The organism is Nostoc sp. XA010, from assembly GCF_020829625.1.
Lineage (GTDB): Bacteria > Cyanobacteriota > Cyanobacteriia > Cyanobacteriales > Nostocaceae > Nostoc.
In genome coordinates this window covers 115,732-138,728 of record NZ_JAIVFX010000010.1, presented here as the reverse complement: position 1 = coordinate 138,728, position 22,997 = coordinate 115,732, and the positions used below count along the sequence as shown (strand labels likewise).

Below are 22,997 nucleotides of genomic sequence, written 5' to 3'. Positions count from 1 at the left end.
AGACGGCAAGGAAAGTGGCATGACCAGTCAGAAAACTCAATCGATAAACCTCAAAATTGCTGTAGTTGGAGATATTCACGACCAATGGGAAGTGGAAGATGGCGTTGCACTCAAGCATTTGGGTGTTGACTTAGTGCTGTTTGTCGGGGATTTTGGCAATGAATCAGTGGAAGTGGTCAGAGCGATCGCATCTCTCGATATTCCCAAAGCAGCCGTGATGGGCAACCACGATGCCTGGTACACCGCCACCGAATGGGGACGCAAAAAGGCTCCTTATGACCGCTCTAAGGAAGACTGGGTACAGGAACAACTCGATTTATTAGGTTCGTCCCATGTTGGTTACGGTAAGTTGGATTTTCCCGCTTGGAATTTAACTGTAGTGGGGGGGCGTCCCTTTACTTGGGGTGGCCCAGAGTGGAAATTCGCGGAAATCTGTAAAGAACGTTACGGTGTGACGAGTTTGGAAGAATCCGCCGATCGCATCTTCAAAGCAGTTAAAAGCGCCGCTTACGAGACAATTATATTTTTGGGCCACAACGGGCCTAGTGGATTAGGCGATCGCCCCGAAGACCTCTGCGGCAAAGACTGGCATCCAATTGGCGGCGACTTTGGCGATCCAGATTTTGGCGAGGCGATTTCTCATGCCTTGACTGCTGGTAAAACCATTCCTCTGGTGACATTTGGTCACATGCACCGAGAGTTACGCCATACCAAGAAGGTGCAGCGCAAGCCCATCTTTAGAAGTCCAGAGGGGACAATTTACTTAAATGCGGCTAGTGTCCCCAGGATTGTGGAAAATGACAGCGAGAAATTGCGTAATTTTTCCATTGTCACCCTAGAGGCGGGTGTGGTTTCGCAAGTTTCCCTAATTTGGGTGGGGAATGACTTTCAGGTGGCACAGGAAGAAATTTTGTACGAGCGATCGCGTATTGTGTCGTAGACATTCGCATCCAGTAGTGCAATCTGCGTAGATAATAGGGTATAGTATTATCTGTCAAGTTTAGTGCTAACCAACAAAAGCGCCTGAATAGCGTCTGAAACTAGGATAAGCACAAGTTTGACAGATTTACTGGAGAGGTGGCAGAGTGGTCGATTGCGTCCGACTTGAAATCGGATGAGGCTAAAACCTCCGGGAGTTCGAATCTCCCCCTCTCCGTTGAATAGTTTGGGAATTAGATATTGGTTAATAGTTATTGCTTATCAGTTCATACCAATTCTCTATGAAGATGCACAGAATAAAACGCTTGAAACTCCATGCCCGACAAGAAACTTATTCTATGCAGCCTCACATAGATTTGGTATCAGCAGGAAGTTGATACCAAATCTCATATCACATCCTCATATAGGTGCTTTAAGTGATCAGGTAAATCTATTTCCTGGGTTTGCTCAACTGATGTAGTTGGAAGACCGCTCAGTTCGTCTAAATCTCGGATTTTTCTAACAAGTATCTGAATTAGAGAACCGTTTTTACCTAACTCAAAAATGTCATTTTTGTCTAAGACAACTATTCTTTTTTGTGTCTTAGCATGAAAAATTACTTGACGTAATCTACAGTCACTGATTGCCCTCTGTCTAGTATCACCTGATTGGGGAAAGCCTGCTGCTCCGTTCAGTGTAAAAAATATTCCCAGTCCGACTGTGCTTGAGAGATTTAAGTCTAAGATGCTGCATAGTCGCGCAAACTGTTTGTCAGGCAAGCGCTCTTTGGTTGCCTTTGCTTCAACAACTATGCCTCTTTGATTCTCTTTAAGATAGAGCTGATTACAAACATATAACCAAGCTGGTTGATCTCCACTAACTAAAAAGTCGTATTGAGGCCCTGCTGACTGAAAGCTCTTGAAGCTTGTGGCTCCTTGAAGTCCACGAAAGACAAGACAGACAATTTGCTCAAGCAATTCACCAGCTTGTTTACTTTGTGGAAGTGTAGGATTTTTCAGTTCTGTAAAGTCTTTGAGTTGTTCTAGATATTTTGAAAGTCTTGGGTCTTTTACGGTGTACAAAAAAGATGCTAACTTATTTGATGCTGGGTCGTCTCTGTTAAGAAGTGCCAGAGTATCGAGAGCTGATTGAACTAACTCTTCTTGACTGGGCATACCTTAATTAGAGAAATTCGATTGAATGCATAGACTTTGCCATAATATCAAAGGACAATTCATTGTAGTCTTTAACACTCTTTTGGCAAAATGGACAAACCCAAGGCAAGTTCGGAAAGCCTTGACCATACGGAATTGCCCCTGCTGGCACATCTGGCTCACAGTTGTGATAAATGAGAAGGTGATTTTCACAAAGTCCCTCAGCTTCAAGAACAGCTATAATTGCAAGCGCTTCAGAGTATTCCAATCCCAATCTGACGGCAAGCTGGTGTGGCATAGCCGTTTTTGATGGTTTCTGAAAGTGCCTACTTAGTTCAGCCCTTTGCTCACCAGACAGGAAATCTAAACGCCCTTCACAAATCACGCTGACCATTGCCTTAGCCTCGAAGTCCAAGTTCCCTTAGAAGAAACTTTAGTACACCAGTACTCCCACCATAGTATCCTGAATGGCACTTTAGGTGCTGAAGAGAATCTTGGGTTTTAAAGCTGGGTTTGAGTCCAAAGTAACAATGTGCCTTGAAAAGCTTTTCTAATTCTGCTTTTGTTTTTGAACCTTCAGTGTCAGCTTCCCTTAAATTGGCTTCTCTGTCTAGACTGAATTCATAAGATTTAGTGCCCCATTCTTTGAGCAGAGTACGCAAAATGGCATTTTCAACATTACTAATTTTCTCTATATCATCTGCAAAGCCAAGTGTCTCTAGTGCAGACTCAGCTAATTGTCGAGAAAGCGCCTGTAACCCACTCGCATCAATTTCGCGCACTCCAGAACTATGAGCATTCAGAGCCACCCCAGCAGATTCTGCTCTTATCCGCAAGTGCTGCCATTTATAGTGAAAATCATTAATAGATTTATTGAGATATTTGTTCCACATTTCATGCAGAACTAAACGAGGGAGATTGGGGTGAACCCATTGACCTTGCAGATAATCAGCTAGTTGATCGAAGAATGCCGGAATATACAACCAGAAAGGAAACTGCGTTGATTTCTCTGTGTGTTCATCACTGCGTGGAGTAAATGAGAAGCCTTCCCATGATAAAGCAACATAATTATGACCAACCTCAGCAATGACAGACCACCGAATATTGCATTCCTCAAATTGACTAGTTTCACCAGTCCTCCTGCGGATATAATCAGGAATTTTATAGGTGCGAATATACCATTTCTTTAATCCCGTAGTCTCTTGAATAGGGCCATACCAGCCCTCTTCACCAAATTCTCTTAATAGCAAAGCGGGCGACTTTAAACTAGGTGTATGGGCACTCTGTCCTTGCTTGATGCTCAACCACATCCTTGGCTGCTTGACATACGCTAGTAGAACTTTGTCTGTAGTAAGTTCACCCTTTTCAAGAGAATCAGCTATGTGTAAAGCTATTTTTTCTTTCTTTTCTTTACTCGTAGCTGACGGAGCAATTTCTCTGAGGGTTGCAGCCTTAAACTCCGAACTAGACAAAAATTGTACGCAAAAATCTCTGCCAGAAGGGAAGCCATAATCCACAAAAGCGTTAATGCTCATAGAATTTTTTTGAGGAGGTCAATTTTACTAAGTGGAAGTGATATTAGCACTCAGAGCATACTAAGATAGCGTCTACTTTAAGTATTTAGTTTTGATATTTGTTTCAAAAGCGATCGCTCCCTTCACCCTCTGCTTGCATCGTGCTAGCATGATGATAAATTCTACTTTGAGGTAAAGCGATGGCTACCCTTTATGTGAGAAATTTACCCGATGATTTGTATGCAAAGCTGCAAGAGTTAGCGGCATCTGAACACCGTTCCATTAACGCCCAAGTTATAACTCTGTTAGAACAAGCTTTAAAAACTGAAGCGCAGCAAATAGAAGACCAGAAACGCCAGAATGTACTTAAAGTCCTAGAAGAAAGTCGCCAGCGTCGCCGTGTGAATCCAGCAGACTTCGGATTACCTGATAGTACTCAACTGATTCGAGAAGACCGCGACAGATGACCACCCCTCTAAGATGCGTTTTAGATACCAGCGTGTGTATCAAGTATTTTATTGCTGATCCATTAACTTCCAAAGTTAATCAACTTTTCGACCATTTTGCCAATCCACAGACGGAAATATTTGTTCCAGACCTCTTTTATATTGAGTGTGCTAACGCCTTATTGAAGTACGTCCGTGCAAGGATGTACACTGCTGCTGAGGTTCAGACAGATTTAGCCACCCTCAAAGCTTTTCCTTTGCGTGTTGTCTCCACGGCTGATTTGATGGCGGATGCAATTACGATCGCATTAAATTATGGAATCTCCGCCTACGATGGCTCTTATGTCGCGCTTTCACAGCAGGTAGGTGCTACTTTGCTTACTCTCGACGGTAAGCTGGTGAAGGCTCTAGCTGGTTCGTCTTACAATGTTTGCTCGTTTAATGACTTCGAGGTTCCGGCGTTGGAGTCAATTTAGAAGCGATCGCTTTTCCTCACTATATATTCAACCCCAAAGTATTGGATGAGACTAAATATCTCGATACATCAGGGTTGGGGATGAGGTTCAGACTGCATTGCACCGAAGTGAAAATCACTTGGAATGATTAAGTTGCCCGATCAATTTTTTGCACTTCTTCATCAGATAGTTTCACATTGATACCTTGTGCTGAGTCTTCAATGCTAGAAACCTTGCTAGCACCAGGAATTGGCAAAATAGCGGGTGACTTGGAACGCAACCACGCCAAGACGATATTATATACTGACACGCCTTTTTCTTTAGCTAAGTTAGCGATCGCAGGGATATCTTGTAAATCCTGATGGCGACGCCTACCACCAAAGGGACTCCAAGGCAAAAAGGTCAATCCTTGTTCTTCGCAATACTTCAACACGCCGTCATTTTCTGGCTGTCGTTGCCAAGGGCTGTATTGATTCTGCACCGAGACAATATCTACTACATCCCGCGCCTGCTTAATTTGTTCAACGGAAAAGTTAGAAACTCCGACAAATCGAATTAAACCTGCCTCGACTGCTTCTTTAACTGGCGCAAGGGATTCTTCGATTGTGTACTTAGGATCGGGCGAATGATATTGCCAAACATCGATGGGTTTAGCACCACCTAACGCTTCAAAGCTAACTCGAATTGTTTCGCGTAAATGTTCTGGGTTCCCGTTGCTTGTCCAGTTTCCATTGGGACGCATCAAACCGCCTTTCGTTGCCACAATTACTTGGCTAATATCGCCTTTATAACTAGTAAGTGCCTTGTGAATTAGTCGCTCGTTGTGGTGCTTATCTGACTCATCTTTGCAGTAGGAATCGGCAGTGTCAATCAATGTAATACCCAGATCCAAGGCCCGATGAATAACTTGGATTGATTCCGATTCGGGAGGGCGATTAGAAATTGACATGGGCATACCACCCAAACCGATCGCACTTACAAAGATACCAGTTTTTCCTAGCTGTTTGGTTTCCATGCTTCTAGCTCTAGCTTTCTGCCCCAATTATCTACCAGCTAGCCAAAGCTTGTTTAGCGATTGATCATAAATCCTCCCTAGTACTTAGACTTAGTGATCAGTGAATGGATTACCAAGGGAATACTCTACTTAGGGGTTAAGTATTCTATACACAAACACTGATGAAAATTGTAGAGGAAACGCGTACCAGATTACAGCTAAAGCATCAACCACTCAGATATTGATTCATCGGGTGGTGCCTTTTTACTGGTTGTTTAAGCTTTTTGATTTACTGCTTATTATTTGAGCCTGTAACTACCTGTACCTTTTATAAAAGTATCAATAAGGTATTTATTGAACGTAAAAGTTTCCGTGTCAACGAAGTTATCGAACATCCACTAGAGAATATTATGAGTTTTGATATCCAAGAAAAGCAATTTAAATACTTTAAGCTTTATCGGGCTGTAATTATAATTAAATTCTTCAAGGAAATTCCAATTAACCCACAATATACTGATGAAAGGAGTATCAGATATGCAGTTTCTAGGATACAGTCATTCCTAAAATCTTAATAAAAATTACCCGCATTACTTACCAGTGTGTTGATAGACGAAAGTCATAGATCACTGACTTTAGCATATAAAATTGGGGATTTTGTTTCTCACGAATGACTTAGGATTGCTATACAGACACGGAACGCCGAGATTAAGTAAGTTTGAGTCACTTTTAACTGAAATTTTACAGCATCCTCGATAAGTATAATTCTTGCTCAACTACAAATACTCACTTTGTCAGTTTATCTATTTAAGCTATTTTGGTAAATAAAATAAGAAGCCAGCTTAATATGAGCGGCTGTTATTCTACACTTGACATAAAGCATTGTGAGTGCTAAAAGACGACTGCCAGAAACTATTGCCCATGTCAGAATCACCCGCCAATCCTGGCAACACGGCTTCCTTGAGGGTGAAGTGAGTGCAGGTGAGTTTGAGTGGCATTTCCAGTGGCATTTTCGCCGGGGAGAACTTGCCGTCAAGCCTTCCCAAGGCCGCGCCTTAATCAAAGAACCCCTCGGTCGATTTTTGGAGCAACAAGATTATCAGCTAGAACCTGGAGGAGATTATGCTTTTACTATTCGGGCGGAACTTTAAAAGTTAGGAGCCATTCAATTTTGGATTTTGGATTGGAGAAAAAATCTAAAATCTAAAATTGGCTGACTGCTGATTCAGTGAGGCGATTTAAGTATCTTTCGATTAAAAGGATGGCAACAATGTCATCTATCGGTCTTGGTGGCTGTCGCAGACCCTGTGGCAATAGCTTTATTAACCCTTTGGGCGGGAACATTTGCCAATAGCGATCGCGTGCTTCTAAGGTTGTGTAGCGCTCATCCACTAAAATAATACTCAACGGTTCTCTCAATTCCTGATATAATTGCTGTCTCCACTCCTTGGCTGTAGTTTGGTCGCCCATCACCATCAAAGAGATCGGAAACTTTTGACGCAGTGTCTCAATGGTAGCGATCGCCTCTTTTGCTAAGACGACCTGATGATAATACAATTGCCGATCCAGTCCCATCACCGCTAAACCACACTTATCTCGACCTGGATCAAACCCCAATATGACTGGTTGCGTTGGTGAAAATTCCGGGAAAGTCATAATAAATTAAAAATTAAAAATTAAGAATTTAGAAATGAATAAATTCAATCACAGCAACTATTTTGACTGCTGTTCGATATGTTTAAATCTTACTAATAACAGTGTGCAAATAATGTTTTAAGTACTAAAAATAATTTGTCCGTTGACTATTGCCACTAATTTTACTCTCAATGGCCCGGCTGTGTAAGTGTCCTCTGCTGCGATCGCTTTAATCTCCAAGGGTTGATTGTATTGTCTTAATTGGCTGACAAAGCGTAAGAAAGTCCCTTCTACTTGCACATCTTCGACAATTCCGGCATTACGGGCCCGAAATTGGGAAGCAGAAATCAGTATCTCCAGTCGCTGCTGTAATTGATAAGATGTCATGGTTTTGGAATCAGCAGTGGTTGTGGCCAGCACTGCGCCTCCCGAAAAAACTAATTCATTTCGGGCTGTATCGGTGAAAAATTCTATCTGCTTTTCTCCCCTGACGTAATTACCAGCCGAGAAAATTCGCACCACGTATTCTTGACCATCGCCAATCTGCTTGCTCAATTGGTCAACTCTATCCTGGGTCACGCGCACTAGCTCTACATTTGCCGGATTTGCCCCAGGCTCACTTAATCTGAGGTTAGCGTTGCGATTGGCTTCTTGTAAAAGTTGTATCACTGCCTGACGAGCAGCAGCAGGTTGAGTAACACGAAGTACAGCAGCAGATAGAACTTGACCGCGAACTAAGGCTAGCTTACCTAGACGCAGGTCGCGGTAAGACTGATAATATTTTTCCAGCCTTGCAACTTCCATTTCTAGTTGCTCCTGTTGTGCTTCCAATTCTTTGAGGCGCGATTCCCGTGTAGCAATCACTTGCTCTCGCGCTGCAACTTCTACATTACGCTTTTGAATCAATTGATCGAGTTGGGCGATTTTTTGATCGCGCACTTTTATGGCTTCTTGGCGATTAGCAAGTTCGCGATCGCGTTTTTCAATAGCTGTTTTGGCTTCGTCAATAGCTTTTTTAGCTTCAGCGTACAGTCGTTGACGTTCTGTCTTTAGTAGTTCAACTGCCGCTTGTAGCTCCTTTCTCTGATTGTAAACGCTTTGCAATTCAGCTATAGCTTTTTGGTACTGAGGTACAACTTGTTCTAGCTGGCCTTGAGTGCGTTGGAGTTGAGTTTGAGTTTGGGCTTGTTGACTAATGGTGCGATTCAACTGAGCTTGTGTTTGGCGTTGTTTGGCATTCGCCGCCTGCAAAGATTGATTGATTAGCTGCAAGTCTTGTTGTGCCTTTGCTTGGGCAATTCTTGCTTGGTTTAGCTCACTCTCTACCTGACTTTTCTGAGTTTCTGCGGTTTTTAGCTGTTCCCGCTTCTGTCTAAGGTCTGTTTGAATATCTTCTAATTCAAAGACTCCCTTTCGCAAGCCTTCGTCGGCAGCGAATAAAATTCCTAAGGTTGATGCTGAAATCAAACCGCCCGTAAAAATGGTTACCAATACAGCAGTATTTTTCGGACGTAGGTTAAAAAGTGAGAGGCGGGCTTTGCCAACTCGTGTGCCGATGCGATCGCCCACGGTTGCAATTACGCCTCCCAGAATTAAAATTGCTGCAATGAGGATGTATCCGGTGGTCATCTTTAGCTACCGAAATCCTTCCAGATACAGCCTACTACTTTTAAGCATTGTCTGGAAAGAAGTGGAAATTGGCAATAGCTGAAATTACTCAATTTTAGATTTACCTCTAGCTATTAGTGTCATTTTTCAAAATAGAACACGCGCCGATTCCCCTTTCTCCAATTGATTTTATGTGAATTGCCTACTTAAGGTAACAGGTTTGTGCACAGTAATTTTCTTTTTGTGGATAGAAATCATCTTTTTTTCACGCAAGTCCCCTAATAGCCTAGTAACGGTAACACGAGTTGAACCAATTGCCTCTGCGATCGCTTGATGAGATAACTTCAGATCAATTGTGATCCCATCTGCACAAGGAACCCCAAAATCCCGACAAAGAATTAGCAAAAAACTCACCAACCTAGAACCCATATCTCGGTGAGCGAGAGTTTCAATCATCATCTCTGTTTGTAAAATGCGCGAAGACAGACCTCGCAGCATTAACATTGATAATTCTGGATTTTCCTTGAGTGCTTGCTCCACTTGTTCAATTGGTGCTGACAGTAATTCCGCAGGCGTAAATGCAACCGCATGGTAAAACCGATCCGACTTATTTCCCGTCAGCAATGACAATACACCAAAAACACTATTTTCCCGCAGCAACGCTACCGTTATTTCCTCTCCTGCCTCGTACACCCTGGAAAGTTTAACAGCACCTTTCAAAAGAAAATAAACTCGTTCGGCAGGATCGCCAGGAAAAAAGATCGTTTTATTGCGTTCAAACGTTTCTACAACTGGCGGAAACGCCCCGGTCGCCATCTGACGAAATACATTTGCTAGGGCTTTATCTTGTGTCACGATCATCTCCCTTCCCCTACCCAATGCCGGAAAAACAAAAACTGATTACCTAAGAATACACCTGAAAAATGAATAAAGCACCGTCAACCTTTCTGTACTTTCCTATACTCAAACTAATCTCTTCATAACTGTTTGTTTATAATGATACATAATTGTTGATCCTTTCAGCTATAAATTGTTGATAAGTACTTCCAATAGCAGTATTAAAAAGGGTTTTTTAAAGAACAAATAAAGTTATTTTGGGAATATCTTTAGGAAAAATCAAGATTTTTGTCACAGCAAACACTCTTACCAATATTCATTTTTGCAAATCCTGTATAAAACAAAGACAAAACGTGCCTCAGATTCTAGTATGCTCCTAGATGATCGATCGCATTAACAATTTATATGCTAAATCTGACTGGAAAAAATGCTCTTGTTACAGGTATTGCCAATAACCGCTCGATCGCCTGGGGCATCGCCCAACAGCTGCATAAAGCCGGAGCAAACCTGGGTATTACCTACCTGCCCGATGAACGCGGCAAGATGGAAAAAAAAGTTGCAGAATTGGTAGAACCCCTCAACCCCAGCTTATTTCTTCCCTGTAATGTCCAAAATGATGAACAGATTCAATCTACTTTTGAGACAATCCGCGAACAGTGGGGAAAGCTAGACATCCTCATCCATTGTCTTGCCTTTGCCAGCAAAGATGATTTGACTGGAGATTTTAGCCAAACTTCTCGTTCTGGCTTCAACACCGCCTTAGAAATTAGTACCTACTCGCTGGTGCAGTTAAGTGGTGCAGCTAAACCTTTGATGACAGAGGGAGGTAGTATCGTCACCCTCACATATTTAGGCGGTGTCAGAGCAATCCCTAACTATAATGTCATGGGAGTTGCCAAAGCTGGCTTAGAAATTAGTGTGCGTTACCTAGCTGCCGAACTAGGGCTACAAAATATCCGTGTCAATGCCATCTCCGCAGGCCCCATCCGCACTTTAGCATCTTCAGCAGTGGGTGGGATTTTGGATATGATCCATCATGTAGAAGAAGTAGCTCCCCTACGACGCACCGTAACTCAGCTAGAAGTGGGTAACGCTGCCGCTTTCTTATGTAGTGATTTGTCTAGCGGCATTACCGGACAAATTCTATATGTAGATGCAGGATATGAAATTATGGGAATGTAAGATAATTTGGGGAGTAGGGAGTGGGGAGTAGGGGGAGTAAGGAGAGCAAGCGAATTATTCCTGTGCATTCCCAATTCCCCATTCCCAATTCCCAATTCCCAATTCCCCACTTTCCACTCCCCACTCCCCATTCCTATGCAAACAACCAATCGCCAAGTTAATTCAAACTACGATCAGTCAACTAAAACCCCTCGGATTGCCACTGTTCACCGCACCACTGGTGAAACTAATGTGCAAGTTACCATCAATCTGGATGGTAGAGGCACTTGCACGGCAGCAACAGGCGTTCCCTTTTTGGATCACATGTTGCATCAAATTGCCTCCCACGGGCTGATTGATATAGATGTTCAAGCCAAGGGAGACTGGGAAATTGATGACCATCACACCAACGAAGATGTAGGTATTACCTTAGGACAAGCCTTTAACCAAGCACTAGGCGACAGAAAAGGCATTGTCCGCTTTGGTAATTTTCTTGCGCCACTGGATGAAGCTTTAGTTCAGGTAGCCCTAGACTTTTCTGGACGCCCTCACCTCAGCTACGGCTTGCAAATTCCTACCCAGCGTGTAGGAACCTATGACACCCAACTAGTACGCGAATTTTTTGTGGCACTTGTGAACCATAGCCAAATGACACTACACATTCGGCAACTAGATGGTATTAATTCCCATCACATTATTGAAGCTACATTTAAGGCATTTGCGAGGGCAACCCGGTTGGCAGTGGAAATCGACCCTCGTCGTGCTGGTCTAATTCCCAGTTCTAAAGGCGTTTTGTAAAGCTAATCATAGTTTCTGACGAGGACTGATACTTTTAGTGTTAATTCAGCTAATCTTATTTGCAATAATTGACACACAGGTTAGTGATGGTTATTATCAGCCTATCGGGTAACTTGTAATTAGTGCCAAGCTGGTAATTAGTAATTGAACCGAGATGAAGTCTGTTGCAGATGACCCTAATTCTCAACTTAATACGACGGACGCTCCGCCAGTAGTCCTGACTTCTGAGTTGCGAAAAGTCTATCGCACTGGTTTTTGGCTAAATCAAAAAGTCGTATCTCTTAAAAACTGTTCTTTAACAGTTTATAAAGGCGAAACCTTTGGGTTGCTGGGGCCAAACGGTGCTGGTAAAACCACCCTTTTAAAATTGTTGCTAGGGATTATTCGCCCTAGCTCTGGACGGGGATTATTATTGGATAAGCCTATAGGCGATCGCAGTGTTAAGCAACATATCGGTTATCTGCCGGAAAATCCCTATTTGTATGACTATCTCACTGGCTGGGAATTTTTACAGCTAGCCGCCGGGCTATTTCAAATTCCCCAAAGTGTCCAACGCCAACGCATTCCTCAACTGCTGGAATTAGTGGGTTTATCCCAAGCCGATGCCCGCAAAAAGCTGCTGCGTCGCTATTCTAAAGGAATGCTACAGCGTGTTGGTATGGCACAGGCGCTAATTAACGAGCCAGATTTGGTTTTTTTGGATGAACCGATGTCTGGTCTTGATCCTGTGGGACGCTACCAAATGCGGGAAATTATCCTGGCGTTAAAAGCTGCTGGTAAGACGATTTTTTTCAACAGCCACGTTCTTAGTGAAGTAGAACAGATTTGCGATCGCATTGCTATCCTCGCTCAAGGTGAATTAATTTGCTCTGGTTCCCTCAATGAACTCTTAGGCAGAAACAACACATATCACGTCAAAGGTCAAGGTGGTGACTGGGAAATTCTTCAAAAATGGATACCCACTCTCAGATTTGAACCAGATGGTTCCTGGCAGGGTACACTACAAGACGATTACTATGATTTTCTCGCCAGTCTTCGTCTCATGGAGGGTAAAATTATTGCCATGAGCTTGTCACGTTACTCCCTAGAAGAGTTTTTTATTCAACAAATCCAAAGAAAAAATGACTCACTGAATTAGTCTTCCTGCTTATTGCCAAATAGAAAATTTTGGCTTAACTTAAGGAGCAAAATCAACCTTTATGCTTTTTTGAGTTCATCTTTCTGAAGCCAATCAGCAAAGAAATAAATTCCAATCTCTTGTTAAAGTGATTTATATTTATTTAATGAACTTGTTCATAATTTTGGTACTCATAGCAGATTTTAAACCGCGCTTCAAATGTCATAAAATTGACTTTCACAAGAAAATTTTATTCGTCAATGCCTTGTTGATTAACAGATAATTTATTGGATCAACTATGTTTATTTGCGGAAGTCCTTAATATTTTTTTAGAATTTCTATATTCAAGTTGGCTTAACTTTAAATTAGCTTCACCAAAAATTCAAATTCAATAAACAAATTTCCTCCGGAAAATGACATTTTTCGAGGAAAATAAGAGTGTCGGGGAACTTGAATACTTAGGTATAGTTCAAATAAAAATGTTAAGACAGTACATTATTGATTGTAGTTTCAGAGTCTCAGGTAAATATGCTTAATACAAGTTTGTTTAAATTCCTAACTCAGCCAGTTGTGGGTGTGGCTTTGTTAACTGCTGTCAATGCCGTTGTGCCATTTGCCAGTCTCGCTCAGGGACAACCATTACCACCAACAACACCAACACCAAACACATCAACACAATTAGATACTAATTATTCATTAGGAGGCGGCGATCGCATCCGTGTAAATGTATTTGAAGTACCTGAATATACAGGTGAATATCAAATTCCCCCGGGTGGAGCCATCAACTTACCTTTAATTGGCAGTGTGTCAGTCCTCGGACTCACAACTGAACAGGCTGCTGACGAAATTGCCAGAAGGTATGCTCGCTTCCTCAAACGTCCTTTGATTTCAGTTAATTTGTTATCGCCTCGTCCCATTAATGTTTTCGTTGCTGGAGAGGTGACACGTCCAGGCGCTTACACTCTCAACTTGAGCGGAGGTGCGGGAGACAATCCAGGCGTACAATACCCCACTGTATTAGCCGCATTGACAACAGCACAGGGGGTAACCTTGGCTGCGGATGTGACTCAAGTTCAATTACGGCGTAAATTAGGACGCTCCTCAGAGCAAACCGTCAGTGTCAATTTGAAGGAACTCATCCAAACAGGCAGGTTATCACAAGATATTACCTTGCGGGATGGAGACACTATACTTGTGCCAACTGCAACCAACTTCAACGTGGCAGAATCCCGCAATATATTTGCATCTAACTTTGCCGCTAGCCAAACCACACCCCGCACGGTAACAATTATTGGCGAAGTTAACCGTCCCGGCTCATATCTTGTCACCCCAGCCAGCACAGATGCACAGGGGGGGGGCGCAACCACTAATAGTGGCACTGCTTCTCCCTCTGGTCTACCAAATGTGACGCGGGTAATTCAACTAGCTGGGGGAATTACAGCACAGGCTGATATTCGTAATCTGAAGCTACGTCGACCTACAAGAACCGGCTCAGAACAAGCTATAGATATCAATCTTTGGCAATTATTGCAGAGTGGTGACGCCAATCAAGATATTATCGTGCAAGACGGAGATACAATAGTTATTCCGACAGCAACTGAAATCAACCCCGCAGAAGCCACTCAATTAGCTACCACTACTTTGTCTCCTGCACGTATTCAAGTTGGTGTAGTAGGCGAAGTTAAAAGACCAGGATTAACAGACGTTCAGCCGAATAGCTCTTTAAATCAAGCTATACTCGCGGCTGGCGGATTTAATGATGCCAGAGCTAGTAGTCGTGCTGTTGATTTGATTCGCCTCAACCCTAATGGTTCTGTGACTAAACGTATAGTAAAAGTGGATTTCTCTGCTGGGATTAATGAGCAAACTAATCCTATACTCCGCAATAATGACGTTGTGGTAGTCAACCGATCTGGTTCAGCTAAAACTGGCGATACCATAGGCACTGTAACTGGGCCTCTAGGTGTTATCTTTAGTATTTTTAACTTGCTCGGATTCTAGTTTAAGATACAGATGTGAATTGGGGGCGTTGGTCAAATCTCTCCGTCCCCAAAATTGCACTACCTAGGAGTCACGGCTCAATAGTCAAAAGTTAATATAGCTCTACTTAATCATTTGTGAGAAACAAAAAGTTGAAAAGCTTGTAAATAGGTATTTTTATCTGCCTATTTTTTCACGATTTAATTTGGATTGCTATAGAAAAGAACTATAGACTCATAATGGCAGTCTTAAATTAACTCTTGTACTGCCTTTTGAGAGCAAGAATAAGTAAGTGGGCGTGAATAATTAAAGGTTTTTACTAAGCGGCTTCAGCCATATTTTAAGGGTTGGAGCCGCTTAGTACCAGCAAATTGAATGAATTTTACATTACGTAATATAGTTTTATTTATTCTTGCCCACTTACTTAAATGATGCGTTTAAATAGGACGCACAGAGCCGTACTCTTACAGAGAAGCAAGCTATGCAACACGTCTCTTATTCCAAAGAAAAACTTCTAAGTTAGAGAATAGCTGTTCTCGTACTCCTATGGGAAGGCAAGCTACGCACCCTCAGCCACAGGATAAGACTAGTACGCCACGGCGGAAATAGAGCAACCATTTAAAATCCCTAAAAAGCTGATTCCATAATACCTTTGACTTTTGAATGCGTGACTTCCGCCTTGCAGTACTAGGGTACAGAACTACTGTATACCTAAAGTTTTCACTGAAAATTCTTAATCTGCTATTGATAGGCTTTTTCGAGCTTTGTTTTAGTTACTCTGATACTTTATGATAATGATAATCATCAAAAGAATTTATTCCTAGAACACAGTCTATACAATGATATTCTATATTTGTTGATTATCATTATAATAAGAATTATTTAAGTAAATTAACTAATTTATAACAGATATACTATCTTAACCACAGATATCGCGTATACACAGTACAATGATTTCGAATTGGAAATGACGCCATTTGTACAGTTGCTTGGTGTCCATTAATGGAATAGCTCTGGATACTGAATCATTTTCCTTCAGTACTTTTACTATATAATTGCTATTTTTTGGAAGACAAGCTAAAAAGGCTTTTCAGGCATATCTACGTGGGAATTCTCAGGTTGAAACCTGATAAAGGGTGTATAAACTTACAAATGGCAGTTACACGACTGTATCCAATACTGAGTTACTGACTAAGGCTAGAGCTACTGACCGTTGACGAATCAGTTTTTGCAACATACCCTATTTTTCCCTATGATGATTCATGGTTTAGGTTTTCTCAGTTTAAGCGCATCTCTTGTACTTCCCTGGGCATTAACAGGTCTGGTTCAAGGACAGAGAATAACAGAGTCTTTTGTTAAAGATGTACGTCAGCCATTAACTGATCAAGAAATTCCACTACCAAGCCGCAAGCTGATCAGTTCTATTTCAAATGCGACAACATACTATGTTAGTGGTAAAGGAAACGATAGAAATAGCGGACGCACTACCTCATCTGCCTTTAGGACAATTCAAAGAGCCGCAGATCTGAGTAACCCTGGGGACACGGTACTTATTATGGATGGGGTATACAAGAATGCACATCCATCTGGAACAGTAATAGATATTAAACGCTCTGGAAGGGCAAATGCATGGATTACGTATAAAGCATACCCTGGACAGCGACCGAAACTTCAGCACAATGGATGGCATGGAATTCGGATTAACGATGGAGCATCATATATTGAAGTTGATGGGCTGGAGGTTGTAGGGAACAATGGCAAAATTTCTCGTAGTTATGGGCTGAGTCAGAAGTATAACCAATCAAACCCCCTGACCAATGGAAATTGTATCAGCATAGAAGGAGGACGAGATGGTCGTTCCCACCATATACGTATTCTCAACAACAAGATACATGATTGTGGAGGCGCAGGCATTTCAGCCATTCAATCAGACTATCTAACAATAGATAATAACGAGGTATTTAATAATGCCTGGTACTCAGTTTTCGGCTGTAGTGGCATTTCGGTGCTCAACAGTTGGAATTTTGACAACAACCAAAACTACAAGATATTTGTGACCAGAAACAAGGTCTACAACAATAAAATGCTCGTTCCCTGGATTTCTAATGGCAAGATCCAAGACGGTAATGGCATTATTGTTGATCGTGGAATGAATAAGCAAAAGGGATCAAAATTGAGTGCGTATCGAGGACGTACTTTGATTGCCAGCAATATCTCATATAAAAATGGTGGTGGCGGCATTCACACTTTCCAAAGTGAGAATATTGATATTGTCTACAACACTAGTTATATGAATAACCAGAGTCCGGGAATTTCATACGGGCAAATCTCGGTTAATGATTCAAATAATATCAAGGTTCTCAATAACATCCTTTATTCTGAGCGCGGGAAACCGATAAACGTAAGATACGGTGGTGACAACGTCAGGTTTGACTACAACCTCAACGCCAATAGTTCCTTGATACGTGTTTCCGGATCTAATGATATGATTGCAGATCCCGTGTTTATGAATGCCTCGGGTGGTGATTTTAGACTGAAGCCTACGAGTCCGGCAATCAATAGTGGTATGAACTTCAATCGTGTGACAACTGATTTTCTAGGCGATCCTCGTGTGAAGGGTTCACGATCCGATAGAGGGGCATACGAAATGCGGTAGTAGTTAAGAGTATGGAATTGGGTTGTATGGCAAAATCCTGATTTATCCAGCCTTTTTGTCTACAACCCGTTTTTGTAACACACTGTTGGCTCATTTATTAAAAACTAAGAAAAAGTGTGGTAAAGAATCAGGGTTTCAGCGTTTGCGAAGATAGTTAATACTTGTATCAGGCTACGCTAATGCATAGATAATTACGTGCTAAACCTAGGTGTTGCTTCAACGGCAATCAATTTTCTATATTCAATCCCCGATCAAAACTAAATTTCTGATTTTTCCTAACTCTAATAAAAATAAAATGGGCAAAATGTAAGTTTTAACTTACATTTCCCATCTTAAACTATCAAAGAAGAAGAAAAGGAGCAGTTTTTGCTGGGGAGAGAACCCCATACATAAATGCAAGGGCTTGAAACAAGGACGCATTATTGCTTGCGGCTTACGTCGACGCTCGATGACTCGCTAACGCTGCGCTATCGAAATAAATATTTTTACTTTTGGGCATAAATAATTTATTTGCTCTAAAAGCCTTGTGCCAGAGTAATTTAAATATTTTTCCCTCAGCAAAAACTGCTCCCTGCTTTCCTGCCTCTTCAGTCACATGAATTATGATCATGGCTTATCAATAGGAGTAGTTCCTAACCTTTGAAAGTTTTATTTTTTTGCAAGTCCCTGAAACTCCTTTGCCAACTTCGTTGGTTTAAAATATTCGTGCTCGTGATATAAATAACTGCTAGATTCATTTTTGTCAATGATTCCATTCACGACTAAGCCTAGTACGTTGTAATTGGATCTTTCTAACATCTCTTGAGCAGCATTAGCACTGTTAGAATCAATTACCCCAGGTCGAGCTACTAACAAAATCCCGTCAGTCATTTGGCTTAAAGTCAAAGCATCAGCTGCCAAAAGGAGGGGAGGAGCATCAATAATTACAAAATCATAGTTATGTTGGGATGAAAAATTTTCAATTAATGATGCCATCCGTTTCGAGTCAAGCAAAGCCAGTGGGTTGGGAGGTCTAACCCCAGCAGTTAAGACATCAAGATTATCCATCACCTTAGATACAGTAACGTCAAATTCAGCCTGACCTACAAGAACCTCACTCAAACCAACTGCATTGGTTAGCTGCCAAAGATGATGCTGAGAAGGAACTCGCATATCTGCATCAATTAGTAAAACTTTACGCCCTAGTTGAGCGATCGCTGCTGCCAAATTAGCTGAAACTGTAGACTTGCCTTCTTTAGGAACTGCGCTAGTTACCACAATAGTTTTAAGCACTTTATCTGAACTCAGGAATTTCAGGTTGGCTTGAATCATGCGGTACATTTCGCTAGTTAAAGAGTAAGGCGTATCTCTGACAGCAATTTTTGGTTCTACATTTGAATCACGACGAATCTTTTTGACAGACAAAGGAATAATTCCCAGCAATGTATATCTAAATACATCTCTGACTTCCTTAAGCGTTTTCAATGATCTATCTCTCATGCTTAGGAAGAGAACAGTTGTAGTAGCCAAAAATAAACCAAACATCACTCCTAGCAATAAAATGATAATTTTTTTGCCTGTTACTGGCTTGTTTGGCACTAAAGCCGGAGCAATAATCCGCGAACTGGCTGTATTTGTATTCTCAACTAACTGTAATTCTTGTACCTTTTTCAAGAGAGTTTGATATGTAGATTCTGCAACTTCAACTTTCCGTTCTAACTCCCGCTGATTTTGTGCTAACTGGGGTATGATTTTCACTCGCTGCTCGTAGGCAAAACGGGAATTAGACAGAGATGAAAGTCTTTTAGCTAAACCAAAGCGCTGTACTTCTGACTGTAAAAAACTTTGGATCAGGTTTTGTCTGAGGTCTCCAATCTGCAATAGTCTCTGCGGAATTTGTGTTTGATTACCAACAGTTTGACCAACTTGCTGTTGCAGGAGCGATTGTAAACTAGCTTTCTTTGCTTCTAAGTTAATAACTACGGGGTTGTCATCTAGAAAACGGCTACGCTCTACCGCTAGCTGTCGGTCAGTATCTTGAAGTTGTGTAAGAACTCCCTGTACTGCGGGTGACTGACTAAGGGCACTCACAGCGATCGCTTCCTGAGAATTTAGCTCTACTTTCTGGCGCAGTTCATTGGTTTGGGCGTTTACCTCATCCAGTTGAGCCTTAACAGTATTCATCTCATTGTCTAGATTTCCAATAGTTGCAACGGCTGATTTTGTCTCCTCTGATAAATCAGCTATCTGATGCTTCTGTTTAAATATACGTAGCGCTACTTCTGCATTATTAACAGCCTCTTGAGTTTTAGGAAGCTGCTTGGCCATAAATTGACGAGTTGCTGCTGCCTCAGAGCGATTTGTCAAAATATCATTTTCTAAATAAAGACTCATGATTGTGTTGACGACTGCCGCTGCTTGTTCAGGGTCACGGCTGGTATAGCTAATTCGCAATACATCTGTGCCGTTAACAATTTTCAGTATCACGGCTTTCCGTAATTGGTCTACCTCTATAGATTTACCTTCTTGGTCTTTAAGCCCTAGTTTGTCTATTGTTCGCTGCAATAGACTAGGTGAAGAAATAACTTCTATTTGAGTATTTATAGGATTTTGAGTTGCTAACAGGGATTTTAAATCTCCTGCATCTCCTCCTTCATTGTTAGTAGGCAAAAGATTGGAGCCTACTACTTTAAAAGAAGGAATTCTAAATAAAAGTTTTCCTTCGGCTTCATAGGATGGCCTCATAAATTGTGTAGCTATAGCACTGAGCATAACTGTAGCTGCAAATATCGCAGTACCAGGTAGCCACCATCGTTTTAATATCAATAAGTAACGGCTAAGGTCTAAATCGATAGATTCTCTAGATTCCATAGATTTTTTTGACATAAATCTTCAAAAGTACAGGTTTTAAGCAAGAAACAAAAAATTGACTTAGAGAATGCACAAACCACTGCAATTGACAAGACTGATCTGTTTGACAATCTGACAATAGTATAGACTATCTCAGTTACAAATTTAGTTTCCATCTGAGATTTAAAGTGATTACTAGCTTTGGCAAATTTTATCATAAGCCTCTAACAGTTTCGGAGCTTGATATTGCCACTCAACTATCTTCTCTATTTTGCGTTGCCCCTCGGCTCCTATCTCAGAACATAATCAATTCTCTCTGGTTCAGCCTTTGCATCTGTAGAAACTTTGCTTGATAATATGGCTGATACATAAAGTATCCAATCAAAACTATTTTGCTCTAATAATGTAGTTTCAGTTAGATTTGAAAGAATAGTATAAGTAAAAAAAACTAAGAGCCATAAATTTTCTATTTGATTCCATCGAATTAAATATATTGCTCTTAATAAATTAATAATGAACCCAACTATAAAAACCAAAACTCCTACTAGACCCAACCCTAGCCAGAGATCCAAAAAACCATTGTGAGCATTAGGAGAATTCCATTGTACGATTTGTAAAACAAGAGAAGACTCACTATTATTATCCCAGAATGCTCCATAGCCATATCCTAGCCACGGTCTTTTCGCAATCATGTCCAACACAGCAGGCCATAGTTCTGCACGTCCAGTGAGTGTTGTGTCCTTACCTACAGTACCTAAAATTGTCTCGGCTTGGGAGACAAATAAAGTATAAAGAGCTATACCAACTGTTGTCATCAACGTCACAACAGGTATCATTACTTTATACTTTAAACGTAAAATTCGGTAATATATCAGAAAAGCAGCAGTAATAATTATAAAGTTAAATAGGGATGTTGCTGATTTTGATAATAATACAAGTAATCCAGAACTAGCATAGCCAAGCCATGAAACCCAGCGATTTTCTCGATTGGTCATGACAAAAAAGAAAAATACTGCTCCAGCAAGTACAAATTTCCTGCCAAGAACATTCTTTTGTGGGTATATCCCCCGCCAAGAACCTGTGTCAATACCACCAGCAATACCATATTTTGGTATTAATAAAGCAAACAAAAAACACATTACTGCGGAGATTCCAAGCATGTATGCACAAAGCTTCAGTTGTTGTTTTAAGGTGTAGCGTGAAGCAAAATAAAGCCCAAAGAGCATTGTTCCTGCCAGACCGAAAACACGACGTATGGTAGTGTCTGAATCTAAAGACCAAAAACTAGAAAGTGCACAAACTCCGAGTAGTAACCAAATAAATTTATCTTTGCTAAAGACGTAAGTAACCTTTTTCCAACGCAGAGTAATCAAGGAAAGGCTAAATATATACGTAAAAATGAAAAGCAATCGGCCTATGGTGTTATCAGCTTCTTTAATGGTAAAGCCATTAGTTATAAACGGAACTAGTGGAGTTCCTGAATAGATCATCAAGCAAAGAACTGTAACTAATTCTTCAGCAGAAATTAGAAATTTTTTCATTTTTTATTATGTGTAAATATCATCGTATATATAAAAAAGTCACAAAATTTTAATTACTAGTAACCATTGATTTAGAAAAATACTTTACTATATCTATCCACTTACTTTTTATGAGATGACTGGATTTTTTGAATTGGCATTTTTTCATTTACCCCGAAAGACAGAAGTAACATAAGTTTAAAAGCATGTAACTGAACTACAGACGTTTTGTATCTCGCACTATGGCTATGGCCACAACTCCCTTTTTTAGTGGTCTTTAAATTCACGCTTCAAGCTTTTTGGTAAATTTTCTCTTCTGCTTTTTGCTTTTCTTTTGTGAAGAGCCTCTTATTTTTTGAACTTCTTGCTCAAAATAGAGCTAACTTGTTGCCTCAACTGCTGAGGGAATAGCCACATAATTAAGTACAAGCATATATCAATTGGGCGGGGCTTGCCGCAGCGTATAGCTTCCCACAACAAAGGAAAAAAGGCTTTCCAATCACCTACTGAGGACGCAGAAGGAGTAATCATTGTTGCAATAAAGCCTGAATAAGCCTTTGGTGTTACTAAATAGCGGGTGGAACGAATCCAATCCAAGGAATATTGCCAGTCGTTGATGTTGCTTAAGCGCTTGATTCCCATTTCTGAATGCCAAATCGCCATAGGCTCAGGCACAAACTCTACTCCTACACCTTCGATAGCAGTAACTCGAAGCAACCACTCCCAATCCTCATGTCTGTAAAATTTTTCTTCCAGAGGCATTTTTTGCATTAATTCTTTTTTCACCAAGATAGTTGAGGTTTGTATGCAGCCTTCTTCTTTAAAAAAAGAGTTACGTGCAAAAAGATATTCGCTTAGAGGTTCAGAGACGTTAGGTAGCCTTATCGGACGAATAAACTCACCTTTTGGAGTCTGGGAAATGAAACGACTGGCGACAACTGGAAAATCATAATGGGAATTATTTGCTACTTCAAGTTGACGCTCCAATTTTTGTGAAAGCCATTCATCATCATCATCTAAAAAGGCTATCCAAGTACCTTTAGCTTCCCTTACACCAGTATTTCTAGCCCCTGATGGTCCAATATTTTTTGATAGTTCTATGACTCTCAATCTTGGATCGGCTATTTGAGATAGCACATTGACTGTTTCCTGATCGGGGCCGTCTATTATTACAATCACTTCAATTGATTGAAATGTTTGAGCTAATGCAGTTTTGACACCCCTGGCAACAATTTGTGGTCTATTGCGTGTAGGAATCACGACGCTGACTATTGTTTCGTTACTTTCATTTACCATTGCTAATTTTTTGGTTGTTGATTTTTGCTTGAAGATATTCAATACTCATTGCTTTGCTTATCTTAAATCCGGCAACTTTACT

At 41.0% G+C, this 22,997-nt stretch carries 19 protein-coding genes and 1 tRNA gene; 10 read left to right on the top strand and 10 right to left on the bottom strand.

Annotation, left to right across the window (positions count from 1 at the left end; genetic code table 11):
* The first annotated feature begins 19 nt into the window (after positions 1–19).
* The gene (locus LC608_RS16845; protein ID WP_229554624.1) at positions 20–940 is read left to right on the top strand and encodes a TIGR04168 family protein; all 921 of its coding nucleotides are present in this window, start codon (positions 20–22) and stop codon (positions 938–940) included.
* A gap of 131 nt (positions 941–1,071) precedes the next feature.
* A tRNA-Ser gene (locus tag LC608_RS16840) sits at positions 1,072–1,156 on the top strand.
* A gap of 169 nt (positions 1,157–1,325) precedes the next feature.
* On the opposite strand, the gene LC608_RS16835 is transcribed toward LC608_RS16840, so the two are convergent.
* Genes LC608_RS16835 through LC608_RS16825 form a run of 3 tightly spaced genes read right to left on the bottom strand, consistent with a single transcriptional unit; the run spans position 1,326 to position 3,607 of the window.
* A complete protein-coding gene (locus LC608_RS16835; protein ID WP_229554623.1) occupies positions 1,326–2,093 on the bottom strand; it encodes a hypothetical protein in 768 nt (255 codons plus the stop codon).
* A gap of 7 nt (positions 2,094–2,100) precedes the next feature.
* On the bottom strand, positions 2,101–2,466 hold the full coding sequence (locus LC608_RS16830) for a hypothetical protein (protein WP_229554622.1): 366 nt from the start codon (positions 2,464–2,466) through the stop codon (positions 2,101–2,103).
* A 4-nt stretch (positions 2,467–2,470) separates the two neighbouring features.
* Complete coding sequence (locus tag LC608_RS16825) at positions 2,471–3,607, bottom strand: hypothetical protein (RefSeq protein WP_229554621.1); 1,137 nt, start codon at positions 3,605–3,607, stop codon at positions 2,471–2,473.
* Between the two features lie 179 nt (positions 3,608–3,786).
* On the opposite strand from LC608_RS16825, the gene LC608_RS16820 reads away from it, so the two are divergent.
* Positions 3,787–4,053: an Arc family DNA-binding protein gene (locus tag LC608_RS16820; protein WP_174710242.1), complete on the top strand. Its 267-nt coding sequence runs from the start codon at positions 3,787–3,789 to the stop codon at positions 4,051–4,053.
* Complete coding sequence (locus tag LC608_RS16815; RefSeq protein WP_229554620.1) at positions 4,050–4,508, top strand: type II toxin-antitoxin system VapC family toxin; 459 nt, start codon at positions 4,050–4,052, stop codon at positions 4,506–4,508. The genes LC608_RS16820 and LC608_RS16815 overlap by 4 nt, the downstream gene beginning before the upstream one ends.
* 127 nt (positions 4,509–4,635) lie before the next feature.
* On the opposite strand, the gene LC608_RS16810 is transcribed toward LC608_RS16815, so the two are convergent.
* Positions 4,636–5,502, bottom strand: a complete 867-nt coding sequence (locus LC608_RS16810) for an aldo/keto reductase (RefSeq protein WP_229554619.1) — start codon at positions 5,500–5,502, stop codon at positions 4,636–4,638.
* 857 nt (positions 5,503–6,359) lie between these two features.
* Here LC608_RS16810 and LC608_RS16805 point away from each other — a divergent pair.
* Positions 6,360–6,629 (top strand): DUF3146 family protein, encoded by a 270-nt coding sequence (locus tag LC608_RS16805; RefSeq protein ID WP_372726526.1) that lies wholly within the window; start codon positions 6,360–6,362, stop codon positions 6,627–6,629.
* A 52-nt stretch (positions 6,630–6,681) separates the two neighbouring features.
* On the opposite strand, the gene LC608_RS16800 is transcribed toward LC608_RS16805, so the two are convergent.
* The 3 genes from LC608_RS16800 to ntcA form a co-directional block, all read right to left on the bottom strand.
* Positions 6,682–7,134: a Holliday junction resolvase RuvX gene (locus tag LC608_RS16800; RefSeq protein WP_229554618.1), complete on the bottom strand. Its 453-nt coding sequence runs from the start codon at positions 7,132–7,134 to the stop codon at positions 6,682–6,684.
* A 117-nt stretch (positions 7,135–7,251) separates the two neighbouring features.
* The gene (locus tag LC608_RS16795) at positions 7,252–8,742 is read right to left on the bottom strand and encodes a DUF3084 domain-containing protein (protein ID WP_229554617.1); all 1,491 of its coding nucleotides are present in this window, start codon (positions 8,740–8,742) and stop codon (positions 7,252–7,254) included.
* A gap of 168 nt (positions 8,743–8,910) precedes the next feature.
* Positions 8,911–9,582, bottom strand: coding sequence for a global nitrogen regulator NtcA (gene ntcA / locus LC608_RS16790; protein ID WP_017652326.1), 672 nt, complete (start codon positions 9,580–9,582; stop codon positions 8,911–8,913).
* 381 nt (positions 9,583–9,963) lie between these two features.
* Between ntcA and fabI the strand changes: the two genes are divergently transcribed.
* The 5 genes from fabI to LC608_RS16765 all read left to right on the top strand — a co-directional run bounded on the left by fabI (position 9,964) and on the right by LC608_RS16765 (position 17,270).
* On the top strand, positions 9,964–10,740 hold the full coding sequence (gene fabI / locus LC608_RS16785; protein ID WP_229554616.1) for an enoyl-ACP reductase FabI: 777 nt from the start codon (positions 9,964–9,966) through the stop codon (positions 10,738–10,740).
* A gap of 135 nt (positions 10,741–10,875) precedes the next feature.
* A complete protein-coding gene (gene hisB, locus LC608_RS16780; protein WP_196526286.1) occupies positions 10,876–11,517 on the top strand; it encodes an imidazoleglycerol-phosphate dehydratase HisB in 642 nt (213 codons plus the stop codon).
* A 154-nt stretch (positions 11,518–11,671) separates the two neighbouring features.
* A complete protein-coding gene (locus tag LC608_RS16775) occupies positions 11,672–12,655 on the top strand; it encodes an ABC transporter ATP-binding protein (protein ID WP_229554615.1) in 984 nt (327 codons plus the stop codon).
* 507 nt (positions 12,656–13,162) lie between these two features.
* Complete coding sequence (locus tag LC608_RS16770) at positions 13,163–14,635, top strand: SLBB domain-containing protein (RefSeq protein WP_229554614.1); 1,473 nt, start codon at positions 13,163–13,165, stop codon at positions 14,633–14,635.
* 1,192 nt (positions 14,636–15,827) lie between these two features.
* Complete coding sequence (locus LC608_RS16765) at positions 15,828–17,270, top strand: right-handed parallel beta-helix repeat-containing protein (protein WP_229554613.1); 1,443 nt, start codon at positions 15,828–15,830, stop codon at positions 17,268–17,270.
* A 648-nt stretch (positions 17,271–17,918) separates the two neighbouring features.
* Here LC608_RS16765 and LC608_RS16760 read toward each other — a convergent pair.
* The 3 genes from LC608_RS16760 to LC608_RS16750 all read right to left on the bottom strand — a co-directional run bounded on the left by LC608_RS16760 (position 17,919) and on the right by LC608_RS16750 (position 22,957).
* Positions 17,919–20,135: a polysaccharide biosynthesis tyrosine autokinase gene (locus tag LC608_RS16760; protein WP_229554612.1), complete on the bottom strand. Its 2,217-nt coding sequence runs from the start codon at positions 20,133–20,135 to the stop codon at positions 17,919–17,921.
* 254 nt (positions 20,136–20,389) lie between these two features.
* Positions 20,390–21,640 (bottom strand): O-antigen ligase, encoded by a 1,251-nt coding sequence (locus tag LC608_RS16755; RefSeq protein ID WP_229554611.1) that lies wholly within the window; start codon positions 21,638–21,640, stop codon positions 20,390–20,392.
* A 327-nt stretch (positions 21,641–21,967) separates the two neighbouring features.
* Positions 21,968–22,957, bottom strand: a complete 990-nt coding sequence (locus LC608_RS16750) for a glycosyltransferase family 2 protein (protein ID WP_229554610.1) — start codon at positions 22,955–22,957, stop codon at positions 21,968–21,970.
* Positions 22,958–22,997 lie beyond the last annotated feature (40 nt).

Bases quoted from the DNA above. Each gene is read 5' to 3' on its own strand.
- LC608_RS16820 (WP_174710242.1), top strand. From the start codon at position 3,787: ATGGCTACCCTTTATGTGAGAAATTTACCCGATGATTTGTATGCAAAG.
- LC608_RS16815 (WP_229554620.1), top strand. From the start codon at position 4,050: ATGACCACCCCTCTAAGATGCGTTTTAGATACCAGCGTGTGTATCAAG.
- hisB (WP_196526286.1), top strand. From the start codon at position 10,876: ATGCAAACAACCAATCGCCAAGTTAATTCAAACTACGATCAGTCAACT.
- LC608_RS16755 (WP_229554611.1), bottom strand. From the start codon at position 21,640: ATGAAAAAATTTCTAATTTCTGCTGAAGAATTAGTTACAGTTCTTTGC.
- LC608_RS16835 (WP_229554623.1), bottom strand. From the start codon at position 2,093: ATGCCCAGTCAAGAAGAGTTAGTTCAATCAGCTCTCGATACTCTGGCA.
- LC608_RS16770 (WP_229554614.1), top strand. From the start codon at position 13,163: ATGCTTAATACAAGTTTGTTTAAATTCCTAACTCAGCCAGTTGTGGGT.
- LC608_RS16810 (WP_229554619.1), bottom strand. From the start codon at position 5,502: ATGGAAACCAAACAGCTAGGAAAAACTGGTATCTTTGTAAGTGCGATC.
- LC608_RS16800 (WP_229554618.1), bottom strand. From the start codon at position 7,134: ATGACTTTCCCGGAATTTTCACCAACGCAACCAGTCATATTGGGGTTT.
- LC608_RS16830 (WP_229554622.1), bottom strand. From the start codon at position 2,466: ATGGTCAGCGTGATTTGTGAAGGGCGTTTAGATTTCCTGTCTGGTGAG.
- LC608_RS16845 (WP_229554624.1), top strand. From the start codon at position 20: ATGACCAGTCAGAAAACTCAATCGATAAACCTCAAAATTGCTGTAGTT.
- LC608_RS16760 (WP_229554612.1), bottom strand. From the start codon at position 20,135: ATGTCAAAAAAATCTATGGAATCTAGAGAATCTATCGATTTAGACCTT.
- LC608_RS16795 (WP_229554617.1), bottom strand. From the start codon at position 8,742: ATGACCACCGGATACATCCTCATTGCAGCAATTTTAATTCTGGGAGGC.
- ntcA (WP_017652326.1), bottom strand. From the start codon at position 9,582: ATGATCGTGACACAAGATAAAGCCCTAGCAAATGTATTTCGTCAGATG.
- LC608_RS16775 (WP_229554615.1), top strand. From the start codon at position 11,672: ATGAAGTCTGTTGCAGATGACCCTAATTCTCAACTTAATACGACGGAC.
- LC608_RS16825 (WP_229554621.1), bottom strand. From the start codon at position 3,607: ATGAGCATTAACGCTTTTGTGGATTATGGCTTCCCTTCTGGCAGAGAT.
- fabI (WP_229554616.1), top strand. From the start codon at position 9,964: ATGCTAAATCTGACTGGAAAAAATGCTCTTGTTACAGGTATTGCCAAT.